We start from the raw sequence: 13850 nt of genomic DNA on the forward strand, positions 1-13850 counted from the left end.
AATGGAATTGCTGGCGAGAACAGCCGCGGGCGGCAACGGCGCGCAGAACGCGTTACAAAAGTTGATCGCAAGGGGTCAAGCGGCTGTCGCACTTTTGACGCCAGCGCGATCACGGGCCAAGCAGCGTCCCGATCCGGTCATTCACCGGATTGATACCCGGCCCCTCGACTTCGGCGCCGATGAGATCGTGGCTGTCGGCAAGCTCCGCAACGAAATGCTGCGATTACCCGAATTCCTGCGCCATCATCGCCGGCTCGGGGTCGGACGTTTCCTCGCGATCGATGACCGTTCGGATGACGGCACGCGAGCATTCCTGCTCGATCAGCCGGACGTTCACGTGTTCGAGATCCGGGAGCCCTTTGCAGAATCAAGTGGTGGCGCGCGTTGGACCAGCGCCGTGCTCGACCAATTCGCGCCAGGACGGTGGGCGCTGACGCTCGACGCCGACGAACTCTTTGTCTATCCCGGTTGCGAAAATTTTGATCTTCGATGGCTGTGCCGATATCTGGAGAGCACCGGCGCCGATTGCATGACCGCGGAGATGGTCGATATGTATCCACGCTGGCTCGGAGGCCCGGAGCGCTACCAAGCCGGTGAGAGCCTCGTCGCGTTCTGCCCCTACTTCGATTCAGATACCTATGTGAAGCGCCGTCGGCGCGGCTTTCCGACCAACTACCTGGTGGGCGGTGCGCGAGCGAGGCTGTTTTATGACGAACCGATGCCGCCGAAGATCGCCCTTTATGACGCACTCGTACAGTTGCTTGAGCCATACGGGCTGGCGCGGCTGCTGCCTGCAGTTAACATCACGCGCTGGCAGCCACCGCTGCTCACTAAAGTGCCGCTCGCGCGCTGGTTGCCCAGCCGTCGCTATATCGCCGCCGGTCACCTGATGGCCCCACCAGGCAAGCTAGGCGATGTCACAGGCGCCCTGCTCCATTTCAAATTTCTCCACGACTTCACCGATAAGGTCGCAATCGCGGTCCGTGAAGGGAATTACTATCTCGGATCGGTCGAGTATCAGCGCTACGCGGAGCGACTCGATCAAAATCGGTCATTCGAGCTCATCTATCCGAAAAGCCTGATCTACCAATCATCCGACGACCTTGTCCGTTGCGGCCTGATGCGTCTCTCTCCGGCCTATCAGGCCGCGACGCGATAACCTGCCCCACCGCTTCTTGTACACAGGAGGCGCGCTGGAGCCTTCCTTCAATCGTCATCGGACCCCGTCGTTGTGCTTGATCTTTTCGTCGGAAGGACCGACCGGTATCCGCTGTTCCGGAGCATTGATCTCATCGATCAGCTTGCGGCCGAGAAGCCGAAGGAGAAGCTTCCTTCCACGCACCAGTGCCGGATAAAGTGCCCTTGCGAGGCGTGGCCGGGAGAACACCAGCCGATTAAGGCGATTGAAGACAGTCGTCTCCGCGGCAAGCGTTGCCAGCAGATGCATTGCATCGGCCCCATGGTAGTGCCGCCCACGCCAGCGAACCACCATGCCTTCATTGAGATCGAAGTTGCGGGCGCGGATATCGCCGACGATCGGATGCTCCGAACGCGCGTCGATCAGGTGAATGCGCTGCCCACGCTCCCGCAACTGGTACAGCAGAACATAGCGGCTGCATAACGGGCATTCGCCGTCATAGACCACCCAGATCTCGTCATCACTATGGGTCAATTCGATAGTCCGTTCGATTCCGAACGTCGCGCACAAGCTTGCCCTCCGCCAGGCCGAGACATACTGAGTCCACCACATAGTGATAGGCGACGATATCGTCCATGGTCAGCTTGTTGAATTCGCCATACAGCCATGGATTGGACAGCATGTGGTGCGGATAGGCATAAAAGCTGTTGTTGTCCTTCACCCAGGGATAGACACGAAAAAAGCGATCCGTCTCGCGGACCAATTTTTCCACGGCCTCCATGGCTACGCCTGTGTCCTGACGCGGAAGGATCTCCGGGCCGCAGGTGATCGCGTCGTGCCAAGTCGCAAGATCGTGGTTGTTGCCGCCAACGCGAGCCCGGAAATGATTCTCAGGGATGTACATGGTTCCGGTCCCGATCATGTACGAGTAGATGCCGAAATACGTGGAAGGCGCGAGAACCTGGCGACCATCGCGGGTCTCGACGAAAAGCCGCGGGCTTGCCAGCTTCGGCCCGTCCAGCCATCCCAGGTGATTGGTGTAGAAGAAGAACCGGCCACAGATGACGGTCACGACCATCACAACCTTCATCGCCGGGGTGAACCCATCACGCGGCAGCGTGCGTGCCGCGGCTACGATGAACAGGTTGAGCGCAATCCAGAAGAAGAAAAGAGCCCCGAGCGTGAAGTACACGCCGATGTGGAAGACGTCGAACAGCAGGCAGAAGAACGACAGCGCGCGCGTCGAGATCGCAGCCAGGGGCGACAGGAGCTGGGCACACAGCACGAAGACGTTGAAGATCAGCTGGTTGCTCACGATCGCGTCCCAGATCGTCTGCAACGCGCCCGGCCACAGGCCGAGCGGGGCGTCGCCGCGTTCGAGGCCCATCAGGATCGAGGTTTGCGTGGGATTTGCGAGCAGCCAAGTCCATGGCTTCTCGCCACCAGCCTGCAGCTTTGCGATTCCCGACCAGAAATAGCTGCCGAGATGCGCCCCGACGGCGCACGCCCAAATCAAGCCATAGGCGCGATCGCGAAGCTGCTTCACGTCATCTGCGGAAGCGAACAGAGTTCGCAGCCACGGCACGCGATCCATCGTCCTGGCGCTGGTGAGAACGATCGTGCCGAGCACGCCAAGGACGGCGAAGTTACCGACGTCGAGCATACCGAGATAATCGGTCTCCGTCACGAAGATGCCGGACACGACGCTCACCATTTCGCGCCATGCATGATAGAAGTAGAACAGCGGCACCAGAAATGAAGGACGCCAGATCGCGGCTATTCCTGCCACAACCGCAAGCACCGCACCGTAGCGGAAGAACAGAATCTTATCGCCTGCCCCGAACAGGATGTTGGGAGGCCCTGCGAAGGGCCCCAATGAATCGAACAGCAACTGCACGAAGATCGTCATTCCGATCGCGAAGGCGGTGATCCGCAATGGCGGCGAGAAATCACGGTAGCGAATGGAGCTAAAGGCGAGCGCGCCGGCAAATGCCGAGCAAACCAGCACCAGAGCGTAAATGTCGGACCAGCGCGCGAGATGCGTGACGGCCCGCCGCGAAATCGCAGACAGAATGACAGCTACTGCAAGGAGGAAGAGAGGTCCCGCAAGCGACGCGACGCCAGACCGCGCTCCTTGCCGTGATGCAACAGTATACAACGTCATCCCGTCTCGGACCTCCGGAGCTTCGCCATCGAGATCAATCGAACATTATAGAATGACTAGCGGCCTGCAAATATCGCAAGCGCAGCTTGCCCTTCTCCTGGTGTGAGTGCTCACAAAATCATCTCACGGGAACCTCAGCACTGTGAATTGAAATATGACAAACTGCGGGCATTGATGTGACCGCAAGTGTCCGCATTGACATTGGTGACGTCCGGCCATCGCTTGAAATCAGTTTCAAACAGGCTCGCCCAGGTACGCCGATCCCACATCGCCCGATCACGTCTTCCGTTCGTGTCAAGGCCAAGCTAAAAGCCGGAGACGATCGGAACCGCCATCGTGCAGCGCGCTGGATTTCCCGCGGCATTTGCTGGCAGGCGCGAGACCGCGCAAGAGGTGTTTGAGATCGCGGGGGGTGAGTTCGTTGGACAAGGACAGCAAGTCACGGGCCGTAACCAACATCCTCATAACGGGCGGGTCCCAGGCCTGGAAACTGTCGGCCGGTTTTGTCCTGACGATATTCTCGACGCGAAATCTTGCCCCGTCCGACTTCGGCCTGCTGGCCATGTCTGCGACGGCCGCAACGTTCCTCGGGCTCATCAAGGATGTCGGCGTTGGACAGGCCATCATTCAACGCACGGAAATCGCCAAGGGCCAAATCGATGCGCTGTTCTGGCTGTCGGTGCTCGCTTCCGCGGCATCCGCTCTCGTTCTGGCGTTGAGCGCGCATCCGGTTGCGCTGTTTTACGGCGATACGAGGCTTCGGCAGCTCATGATCGCAATTGCCGGCCTAAGTTTCATAGCTGGCCTTCCGACCGTTCCGGCGGCTCTCCTTGCCAGAGAATCCCGATTTAAGGCCCTAGCAATCCTGGATGTCGCCGCGACAACCGCTTCCGTTGTCGCAGGGATCGTCGCCGTAATCATCTTGAGAAACTATTGGGCACTTTACCTGTCCACGCTCGTTCTTACGCTCTTTTCGACAATCGGGATCTGGGCCTATTCCGGCTATCGCCCCGGATATCCCAGTCTGGACAGCGAGACGCGGCACATGGCGCGATTTGGCCTGCACGTGTCAGGGTTCAATCTGGTCAACTATCTTTCGAGAAATGCGGACAACATTCTCATCGGCAAATTTCGAGGCGGCGACGAACTTGGCCTGTACGATCGGGCCTATAAGCTGTTGCTGCTGCCGATCGTCCAATTACACAACCCGATCGGCCAGGTGATTGTCCCGCTGCTTTCGCGGCTTCGTTTCGATAAGGAGAGATATCTCAGTACCTACAACGATGCCCTTGCCATGGTTATGCTCATATGTCAGCCGGGCATCGTGTTTGCCATCCTGCTCTCGGAGCCGCTCTTCAGAGTTCTCCTTGGCGAGCATTGGGTGGGCGCAGCCCCGATTTTTTCCTGGCTCGGCGTTGCCGGCTTGATCCAGGTCGCGACCGCGACGGCAGCTTGGCTGTTCCTCAGTCAAGGCCGTAGCCAGGAGTACTTCAGGCTTGGCGTTTGGACCGCCTTGATCAACGTGACCTCATTCCTCGTCGGTCTTCCCTGGGGCGCGCTTGGAATCGCCGCGGCGTATACGCTGGTGAACTGCACCGTCGTGCTGCCGCTTTGCGCGATATCTATCGGTCGTCATGGCCCGGTGACGACAACGAGCCTGGTCAAGACGACCGTCCCGCATTGGATCGGTTGTGGCGTTGCGGCGGCCGTCACAAGGATTTCGAACATCTCATTGCTGGATGGAAACTCTTTCGCTGGGCTGGTTACGCTGCTGGCGCTTGCCTATGCATCATACCTCCTCGCGATGATCTCCTTCACGCGGAAACGGGAACTTGCGAAACGCGCGTTGCGCAACGTTGTTCGAAAGGCAAAGACCTTCAGCGAAGCATGAAGTCATGCAACTCCGCCAGATGGACATCAATCGGGGCTACCGCGTGAACGGCGTCGACCTGATGAAGGCTCGAGTCAACATCTGGATAAGTGGTGGCCGCGAGGAGCCCTACCTTGGCCGTTTCATGAAACGCCTCGTTAACTAAGTCATATGTGTTGGAGGTGACGGACTGCTCGAACACGAACCCCTCGCCTCCCAGGCGCGCGGTGCAGACGGCCGGTGCGGTAGCAGGAGGCTGCGACGGCGCAACCGCCGAAAAATCAAAGCTAGCCTTCGGAGGATCGATAACCAGCGTGCCCCCGGATCCGTCGCTCGAGAGATTGAAGGTCGAGTTGGTGTAGTTGCCAACAAGCGAGATATGTGCCGTGTGATTTTGAGCGTCGACCACGGTCAACACGCCACCGGCTGTATCGCCGGAAAAGGACGCCGTCGTTCCCGCTCCGTACGCGATGTCCTTCAGGTCGATATGGTTGGAATTTGACGCGGTGCCGTCACCCGTCAGACCGATGAGCGTTCCCGTAAATTGCGACGCGTGGTCCAACACCAGATTGCCAGTCGACGCCTTGAAGGTGATCGACCCGGAAGCGGCGCCGGACAATTCGAGCGTGGCCCCGGGGTCGACCGTCGCGGCCTGTGACATATTGCCCAGATTCAATACGACATTTCCGGAGATCTTGAGGATGGTCGATGACGTATTGATTACACCATCGCCATTGAGGTCCTGATAAAACGTCGTCTCGACCGCTTTAAGAGCAGGGTCGGTCGGGGACACCTTGTTCAGGAGGTTCGATAGATAGTTGCCATTGCTGTCCGTGGTCCAAACACAGAGTTCGCCGGTGGCCGGAATCTTCCAGGCGACATCATAGCCGCTGGTCGTTTGCTCAACGCCCACCGGCGTCCAAGCGCCGAACTGTCCCGACACAACCGCTACGCCACCGTACTTCAAGGTCGGCCCCGCGCCGCTGGCCATCGCATCGAGCAAGTAATTCGAGCCGACCAGAACCAGGCTGGTTGAGCCGGACGCCTCGATTGTCGTGCCTGAAACCTGCTGGGGCGTTGGTGGAAGACCAATCACGCCATCACCGTTGAGATCCTGGTGAAAGAGGGTCTCGCTCGACTCAAGAGCCGGGTCGGTGCCGGACACCTTGTTCAGATAGTTGGATACGAAATTGCCGTTGCTGTCGGTGCTCCAGACCGCGAACTGGCCGGTCGAGGGGATCTTCCACGCGACGAGATAGCCGTTCGACGACGCTTCCGCAGCCACTGGCACCCATGCGCCAAGCTGCCCCGCGACAACCGCCGTTCCGCCATTCTTCAGGATCACTGATGAGCCGGCCGTCGAAAGGTAGAAGTTGCTTCCCGACTTGATAAGCGATGTCGTGCCGGTCGCTTCGATCACCGTACCCACGGCGGAACTGAAAGCATTGGAAAGCTGGCTCAAATTGCCGGCGATGTCGGTGGCGGTCGCGGTGAAGCTGTGTTGCCCTGCCGTGAGCGATCCGGTGGTGACGCTCCAGGCCCCACTCGTCGCCGCGACGCCCGTGCCGAGCAAGGTCGAGCCTTCGTACAGCCGGACAGTGCTTCCGGCTTCTGCCGTGCCGGACACGATTATCGCGCTCGAAGCTCCAGGTGCGCCCGAGGTCAGGATAGGTGCAACCGGGGCACGCGTATCGACCGTGACGTTCAGCGCACCGGAGGAAGCGCTGACGTTGCCGGCGGCGTCCGCGGTCTTGCCGGTAAAGGTGTGATTACCGTCCGCCAACGTTGCGGTGGCAAAGGACCAGGCTCCGTTGGTATCGGCGATCGCCGTTCCGATCATCGTCGCGCCGTCGAAGACCTGCACCGTGCTCCCGGCGTCCGCGGTTCCAGCCAAATTCACGTGGTTGACATTGGTGACGCCATCGCCGGCGACGTTGCTGTCGGGCGAGAACGACGCGAGCTTGGGCACGTTCGGGGCGATCGTATCGATGGTGACATTCACCCCGGCGGAGAGCGCGGTGAGATTGCCGACACCGTCCATCGCTGCGGCGGCAAAGGTGTGGCCGCCTTCGGCCAGCATTGCAGTCGCCATGCTCCAGCTACCGTTGCCGTCGGCGATCGCCGTGCCGATCTGAGTTGTCCCGTCGAAAACCTTGACGGTTACACTTGCCTGCGCGCGACCCGTGAGGACCAGATGATTTGTATTGATGAGGCCCGACACGATCGAGCCGCTGTCGTTGACAGCCGAGATCGTCGGCACGGCGATAGATGTCATCGTCATCGGCGAATTCGTCGCGGAAACGAATGAATAGTCGGCCGACGTCAAGCTGGTGACGCCCGCAATGCGCAGCGTATCTGCTCCACCCGCGTAGTGAACGGTCCACACGTCGTTCACATGGGTCAAATAGGCGCCGCTATCGTAACCTTTCAGAATCAGCTTGTCGTGTTCGGCAGTCGCGCTTGTGAAGACGTGGAAATCGGCGACCGTATCGTTGCCGCTGCCTACATTGTAAATGAAGGTATCGTTTCCGGCTCCTCCGGAGAGCCAGTCATTCCCGCCCGCACCATCCAGGAAATCGTCACCGCTCGAGCCGACCATACGGTTTGCCATTTGGTTGCCGACGCCGGCGAGCCCGCCAATCATCAACGTCAAGTTTTCGACGTTTGCCGACAACGTGTACGACGTCCACGCCTCCACGCTGTCAACGCCGCCGCCGGGATTCTCGACGATTTTCTGGTTCGCATTACCGATGACGTAGGTATCGTCGCCGTTCCACCCGACGAGCGTGTCATCGATATTGACCGCCGAGAGCTTGTCGTTCGCCGCGGTACCGTACACCATGCGGCTGCTCGCTTTCCCGCTGATCCAGGACGTAATTGTCCCGCCGACCGGGAGCGTTGCTGGCAATTGGAAATCGTCGCTGGTGAATGCCGAGACCGTCGTGTTGCGGAACACGAGGGTATCCTGGCTCGTCAGCTTCAGATAGACGTCGCTTCCGACCTGGCTCATCGCCGCTTGAACGTCGGCGAATGAGGTGAAGGCAAAGCCGTTCAATTGGACAACATCGTGTCCAGCGCCTGATCCCGGCGAAAAGTCGGTGATGATGTCCGAACCGTCGCCGGAGTTGATTACGAAGCTATCCGCACCGCCCCCGCCGGTCAGGATATCATTGCCGAGCCCGCCGGTGATCACGTTTGCCGCGGCATTGCCGATGATGATGTTGGACTGAATATTGCCGGTGGCGTTGATGGCCGCGGAACCGGTGAGGCTCAGATTCTCGACGTAGCTCGAAAGCGTATACGTCACGGAGGAGTTTACCGTGTCGATGCCTCCGCCATAGGCTTCGATAACCTTCGCACCGGAATCGGTGACGACATAAGTGTCATCGCCGGCACCGCCGGTCATGACATCGGCCCCTCCTGCACCACCGATCAGATCATTGCCGGATGTGCCGCTCAGCGTGTCCGCAGCCGCGCTTCCCACGATCGTGTTGGTCGGTGCGCCACTCGTGAGCAGGGTGTAGTTCGCAAGCGTGTACTCCGGCAATTGATAGGCTTTGATTGAATCGATCGTCATCGTCGCCGTCGATCCTGGAGCGGCGTTGCCCGGCCAGCTCCCGCCCATCGCCAGATTGGCGATCATATACATCGCCGAATTCATGTCGGAGGGTGTGGCCTGCTGTGCGACCACCTTCCCGTCGACGAAGAATGTCAGGTCGTAAGGGGTCCATTTGAGCGCAAACGTGTGTTCTCCGGTGGTCAGGTTGGCTGTATTTGCCCAACCCCCATTCGTCGCAGGCGCGTAGGGCGAGTGAATGGCCCAATGCGCCTGGTCAGGATCCTGACCAAAGGCCTCGAGCACATCGATTTCCGTCTTGAGGTTATTGGCAGTGCTGGGCAGCAACCAGAACGCTGGCCACGCGCCGCTTGTGCTGGGCAGCGTGGCCGTCATTTCGAAATAGCCGTAGGTCTGGGTAAAGCTGTTCTGGGTCGAGATCATGCCCGACGAGAAAATGGCACTGCCTGTATAAGGCGTTGCGCTCGCAGGCAAGGGCTGCGCCGTGATAACGAGGTGACCGTCCTGAATCGAGAACGGATTAAGCCCGAGCGACGTTGACGCCTGAGTTGCCGGCAGCCCGGAAAAGCTGGGATCGACATACACTTCCTGTTCGCCGGCCAGCCCGTAGCCTGCCGCTCCGCTCCAGGCATAACTCGTGCGCCAGGTCAGGCTCGGATCCTGCCCCGCGGACAGCGTGTTGAAGTCGTCGTTGAAGGTCTGGACCAGTCCAGTCAGGGGACTGACGATGTTTATATTGGCGGTCGTGAGATTCTGGAGGCTGGTGTTTTCAAGTGTTATGGTTTCGCCGCCGGCGATCGTCAGGACAAGGTCGGTGCCCACCTGCTTCATGGCCGCCGTGACATCGGTGAACGTCTTGAAGCCGGTGTTGTTGAGCTGCAGGATGTCCCCGCCGGCGCCCGCCTGAAAGTCGGTGACGATGTCGTTGCCGTTGCCCGCTGTCACGACAAAGGTGTCGCGACCGGCCCCACCGGTCAGCACATCGTTGCCTTGCCCGCCGTCAATCATGTTGTCGCCGGCATTGCCGACAATGATGTTGTTGAGATCATTGCCGGTGGCGGGCGACGGAACACTATCTGTCAGGACAAGATTCTCGACGTTCGGCGCATTGACGAGGCTGTATCCATTGATGTTCCAGACACGGATCGTATCGATACCCTCTCCGGCCTGCTCGACAACCTTGGTGTTGTGGTCATAGACATAGTAGGTGTCGTCCCCTGCTCCGCCGATCAGCGTGACGCCCGTGCCGCCGGCCTCCATGCCGTCATTTGTCGCCCCGGTCGTCAGCGTGCCGCCTGCGGGGACGGTACCCGCCCAGTTCCATGCCGTTCCGCTCGCTGGCAGCGGATTGTCCAGCACGACATTGCTTGCAACCAAGGTCGAAAGCGCGACATTCTGCAGCGTCAGGGTTTCGGTGGACGACAGCGTGACGACCGTATCGGAGCCCACTTGGGTGGCCGCTGCCAGGAAACTGGCGAACGTCGCAAAACCGTAGTTCTGCAACCGCAACACATCGCCGCCTAAACCCGCCTGAAAATCAACGACCGTATCGGAGCCGTACCCCTTCGAGATGACGAAGGTATCGCTGCCCGCGCCTCCGGTCAGAACATCGTTTCCGGTCCCGCCAAACAGAACGTCAGCACCGGAACTTCCATTGATAATGGTCATGATGGATACGTGCTCCTTTTACGTGGCACACAACTATGCATGCGTTCAAAAGAACCTTATGGATTCGACGCAATTTGACGCATGATGAGAGAAACAGCTGGCGGCTGGCGATTTCTGCGGAGACACCGGAATGCTACGGGCTCATGTGAAGTCCACGCTGCTTTACAACAAATACGCTCAGTGCAGGGCCATCATCACGCTGGGTTCCGACCAGGGAACCATCGCATCCGATATGTGAGCACATCATCCTGCGAAGTTCCTGTTACGCACGCTCGTCGACTCGCCAGAACTTTCGCGGAGGCCCTCGGCCCGAACCCGGCCGTCTTCAATGCTCACTACATGGTCCGCATCGCGCACTGAATTCAGGCGATGTGTTATCAGTAACGAGCATGCCGAGCCAATCGGTTCGGCGAACGTCTTCGATGGATCGCCCATCAACCCGTATGTCACCCTCGTTGGCCGAATAGAGTCGCAACAACGTGGGTACGATCAATCGGCGGCATGCAGGCGCGTGGAGCTGCCACAAAGGCCCGAAACGGTGCAAGGTGCAATATGTGGATTGACGTTGCGAAATTATTGCTTCGCTGCGGTCTGGTCCGAAGGATAGAATCGTGCCTGATGCGCTTCCGATAGAACCTGTCCCGTCGATGATTTCACGAGGGCGGTCCATTCATACAGACCCGGCTTGCAAGGACCAAATGTCCGGATCGTCCCCGATGGCACGACGCCATTGCTCGGAACCGGAACGTTCTGGCCTCCCATTTCGCGAGCGCCTTCCGCAAGTGTGAGCGTCATCGAAGTGGCACCGGCGGGAATGTTGCGCAGACGTATCTCCGGATTTGGGAACAGCGTGACACAGCCGTGCGCCCCGCGCCATGAGAAATCCAACGTCATCGGATCGGCCGATGCAGGATGACAGACCGCTAGCAACAAAGCGACGGCAACAACAACAGCTCTCACATATCGCTCCCAGTCCGGTTCGCTTCCGATCTTCGAGCGATCGGGGCACGCACTATTCACGATTCACGCAGAATAGATCGCCCATTTTAAGGCGCCATCGGTAAGCCCACTTGCTGATCGATGCATTAAAAGAAGCAGTCACGAGTTGGCCATTCTTTTGACGGACCGTCGGTTCGTCCTTTGGCGTGCATCAACGACCATTCCCGCGCCTGCCAACGGATTGAGCAAACAATGGCAAGTGGCAGCTAAACCGTGTCCAGAAACGTCCTGATCGTCGTACCCGTTTTGAACGAGGCTTCCCATATCGAGACCGTTGTCCGCAATCTGGCGCGGGACAGTCTCGGCGAGGATCGCACGATAGTGGTTGCAGATGGCGGCAGCACCGATGGGACGCCTGACATTGTCCGCCAGCTCGGCAGGGAGATTCGCGGCGTCCATCTGTTGCGCAATCCCCAGCGGCTGCAGAGTGCCGGGGTCAATCTAGCCGTACAAGTCTATGGTGCTGCGGCGCAGGTCCTGGTGCGGTGTGACGCCCATTGCGAATATCCAGCCGATTATGTTTCGAGCCTCCTCAAGACTCTGGACGAGCGCAAGGCCGACTCGGTCGTGGTCCCCATGGACTCCCGAGGTGACGGCTGCCTGCAAAAGGCCGTCGCCTGGGTCTCGGACACCAAGGTCGGTTCGGGCGGATCGGCACATCGCGGCGGAAAGCAAAGCGGCTTTGTCGATCACGGGCATCATGCGGCGATGACCATCGATGCCTTTCGCAGGGCTGGTGGTTACGATGAAACGTTCGCTCACAATGAAGATGCAGAGTTTGACTGCAGGCTGCGTGCACTCGGCGGCCGGATATTTCTGGATTCGGACATCCGCCTTTCATATCGACCGCGGTCGAGTTTTCTGAGCCTGGCGAAGCAGTACTTCAACTACGGGCGTGGTCGATCGAGAACGGTGAGACGGCATCCAGGATCGTTGCGACTGCGTCAATTCCTGGTGCCCACTCATGTTGCATTGACGCTCGGCGCCATCGTGCTGTCGCCGGCGGCGCCGCTGCTGTTGACATTGCCGGCAGCCTATCTGGCGATACTGGCGCTGACTGCAATGATGATTGCAGTAAAACATCGCTCTATTTGCGGGCTGCTTGCACTGCCGGCCGCTGTCGTGATGCACTTCGCGTGGGCACTTGGCTTTTTCTGGGGCATCCTGTCGATCCGCCAGGCCACCTGGCAGATGACCCCTTCAGTTTCCTGAACCCTGCAGAACCTGGGCACTGGCCGGCGCGCCCACACGCCGGCCCGCCTTCGCATAGGCCGCCTCGGTCAGGCGTGCAATCGAGGTCCACGTCGGCACCGAGTCTCGCAGATCCAACATTCCTTGACTCTTGCGGTTTCGATAATCGGGGTCGCTGATCAAGCGCTCGAGCGACCGAGACAATGCGGCGGGATCACCTGGAGGAACGAGTGTCCCCTCCGCCCGATCGCTCAGCCATTCCGAAAACGTTCCAAGGTTCGAAGCGACGATCGGACGTCCCGCCGCGATCGCCAGCATCAGCACACCCGATGCGTCGATATCCCGGTACGGAAAAGCCAGGATGTCAGCGCGCGCGACCAGCGAGGTCACTTCATCTTCCGGCACGAAACGCAGGTCGAATTCGACATGGCCTTCGAGCTGCAGATCCTTCACCATCGCAAACAGCGGCTCCATCGCCATTTCCGGCCAGCCCACGACCTTCACCACGCACTGCGCCCTGACCTCTCGCGGAAGCAGCGCAAGCGCGCGAAGCATGACGTCGACGCCCTTGTAGGGCTTTATCTTGCCGAACAGGAGTATTTGAACGCGCCCGTCCCCGGCCGAGGGCTCGTCGGCCGGTCGGGTGATATGATCCGTCAGCAATCCGTGCGCGATAACGGATATCTTTTCGTCCGGGATACCAACGCGTAGCAGGCGATCGCGTGCAACGGTCGTATGAACGATGAGATGGTCGAAGCAATGCAGAATCTTGAACGCGCCGATTCGCTGTATCCGCGAACTCGGATTGTTATTGAACGGATTCGAGTCATGAACGGTCAGAACCGTTGGTGCGACCCTCCTGAACTTGGGAATGAACTGGCTGTCGACGATCGCCAGCGGCGCCCATTGAAAATGGATCACATCGGGCGGCGTCTTCCTGAAGCGCCTGATCAGCCGTGTCATTGATTCAGCGTGACTGAGGCCCTTCAGCCCCAGCTGCACGTTGCGTGGAAGTCTCTTGAAAAAGCGCGACTGCAATCCCGGATAAAAATGCCGGTCAAGAAACAGGTCTTCATCAACGGAGGGCTTCCGCCCGAGCTGGCGCCCGACAATGCTGGCTGCATGCCCAATATCGGTCAATCCTTTGGCTAATTTAAGATCATATGGCCAAGTAAACAGTGACGGATCGATCAGAGCGATTTTCATGCGATTGCCTCACCAACCATGCTTTGCGGACCGTGAA

At 59.2% G+C, this 13850-nt stretch carries 8 protein-coding genes; 3 read left to right on the plus strand and 5 right to left on the minus strand.

Annotation, left to right across the window (positions count from 1 at the left end; genetic code table 11):
- Position 1 precedes the first annotated feature (1 nt).
- Positions 2 to 1159: a glycosyltransferase family 2 protein gene (locus tag ACNJX8_RS32350; RefSeq protein ID WP_439358076.1), complete on the plus strand. Its 1158-nt coding sequence runs from the start codon at positions 2 to 4 to the stop codon at positions 1157 to 1159.
- 54 nt (positions 1160 to 1213) lie between these two features.
- On the opposite strand, the gene ACNJX8_RS32355 is transcribed toward ACNJX8_RS32350, so the two are convergent.
- Both ACNJX8_RS32355 and ACNJX8_RS32360 read right to left on the minus strand, forming a co-directional pair.
- Positions 1214 to 1672: a DCC1-like thiol-disulfide oxidoreductase family protein gene (locus ACNJX8_RS32355; RefSeq protein WP_439410293.1), complete on the minus strand. Its 459-nt coding sequence runs from the start codon at positions 1670 to 1672 to the stop codon at positions 1214 to 1216.
- Positions 1662 to 3302, minus strand: a complete 1641-nt coding sequence (locus ACNJX8_RS32360; protein ID WP_439358078.1) for a hypothetical protein — start codon at positions 3300 to 3302, stop codon at positions 1662 to 1664. Before ACNJX8_RS32360 ends, ACNJX8_RS32355 begins: the two co-directional genes overlap by 11 nt.
- A 421-nt stretch (positions 3303 to 3723) precedes the next feature.
- Between ACNJX8_RS32360 and ACNJX8_RS32365 the strand changes: the two genes are divergently transcribed.
- The gene (locus ACNJX8_RS32365) at positions 3724 to 5193 is read left to right on the plus strand and encodes a lipopolysaccharide biosynthesis protein (RefSeq protein ID WP_439358079.1); all 1470 of its coding nucleotides are present in this window, start codon (positions 3724 to 3726) and stop codon (positions 5191 to 5193) included.
- On the opposite strand, the gene ACNJX8_RS32370 is transcribed toward ACNJX8_RS32365, so the two are convergent.
- Positions 5180 to 10417 (minus strand): Ig-like domain-containing protein, encoded by a 5238-nt coding sequence (locus ACNJX8_RS32370; protein ID WP_439358080.1) that lies wholly within the window; start codon positions 10415 to 10417, stop codon positions 5180 to 5182. The genes ACNJX8_RS32365 and ACNJX8_RS32370 overlap by 14 nt on opposite strands.
- 573 nt (positions 10418 to 10990) lie before the next feature.
- Positions 10991 to 11377, minus strand: a complete 387-nt coding sequence (locus ACNJX8_RS32375; RefSeq protein ID WP_439358081.1) for a hypothetical protein — start codon at positions 11375 to 11377, stop codon at positions 10991 to 10993.
- A 252-nt stretch (positions 11378 to 11629) separates the two neighbouring features.
- Here ACNJX8_RS32375 and ACNJX8_RS32380 point away from each other — a divergent pair, with 252 nt between their 5' ends.
- A complete protein-coding gene (locus ACNJX8_RS32380; protein WP_439358082.1) occupies positions 11630 to 12628 on the plus strand; it encodes a glycosyltransferase family 2 protein in 999 nt (332 codons plus the stop codon).
- Here ACNJX8_RS32380 and ACNJX8_RS32385 read toward each other — a convergent pair.
- Positions 12617 to 13813 (minus strand): glycosyltransferase, encoded by a 1197-nt coding sequence (locus ACNJX8_RS32385; protein ID WP_439358083.1) that lies wholly within the window; start codon positions 13811 to 13813, stop codon positions 12617 to 12619. The two genes, ACNJX8_RS32380 and ACNJX8_RS32385, sit on opposite strands and share 12 nt — an antisense overlap.
- Positions 13814 to 13850: the final 37 nt, after the last annotated feature.

The sequence above is a fragment of the Bradyrhizobium sp. SPXBL-04 genome, assembly GCF_051853035.1.
Classification (GTDB): domain Bacteria; phylum Pseudomonadota; class Alphaproteobacteria; order Rhizobiales; family Xanthobacteraceae; genus Bradyrhizobium; species Bradyrhizobium zhanjiangense.

What these genes read in the sequence shown, in the direction of transcription:
- ACNJX8_RS32360 (WP_439358078.1), bottom strand. Translation starts at nt 3,302, where the DNA reads ATGACGTTGTATACTGTTGCATCACGGCAAGGAGCGCGGTCTGGCGTC.
- ACNJX8_RS32370 (WP_439358080.1), bottom strand. Translation starts at nt 10,417, where the DNA reads ATGACCATTATCAATGGAAGTTCCGGTGCTGACGTTCTGTTTGGCGGG.
- ACNJX8_RS32385 (WP_439358083.1), bottom strand. Translation starts at nt 13,813, where the DNA reads ATGAAAATCGCTCTGATCGATCCGTCACTGTTTACTTGGCCATATGAT.
- ACNJX8_RS32350 (WP_439358076.1), top strand. Translation starts at nt 2, where the DNA reads ATGGAATTGCTGGCGAGAACAGCCGCGGGCGGCAACGGCGCGCAGAAC.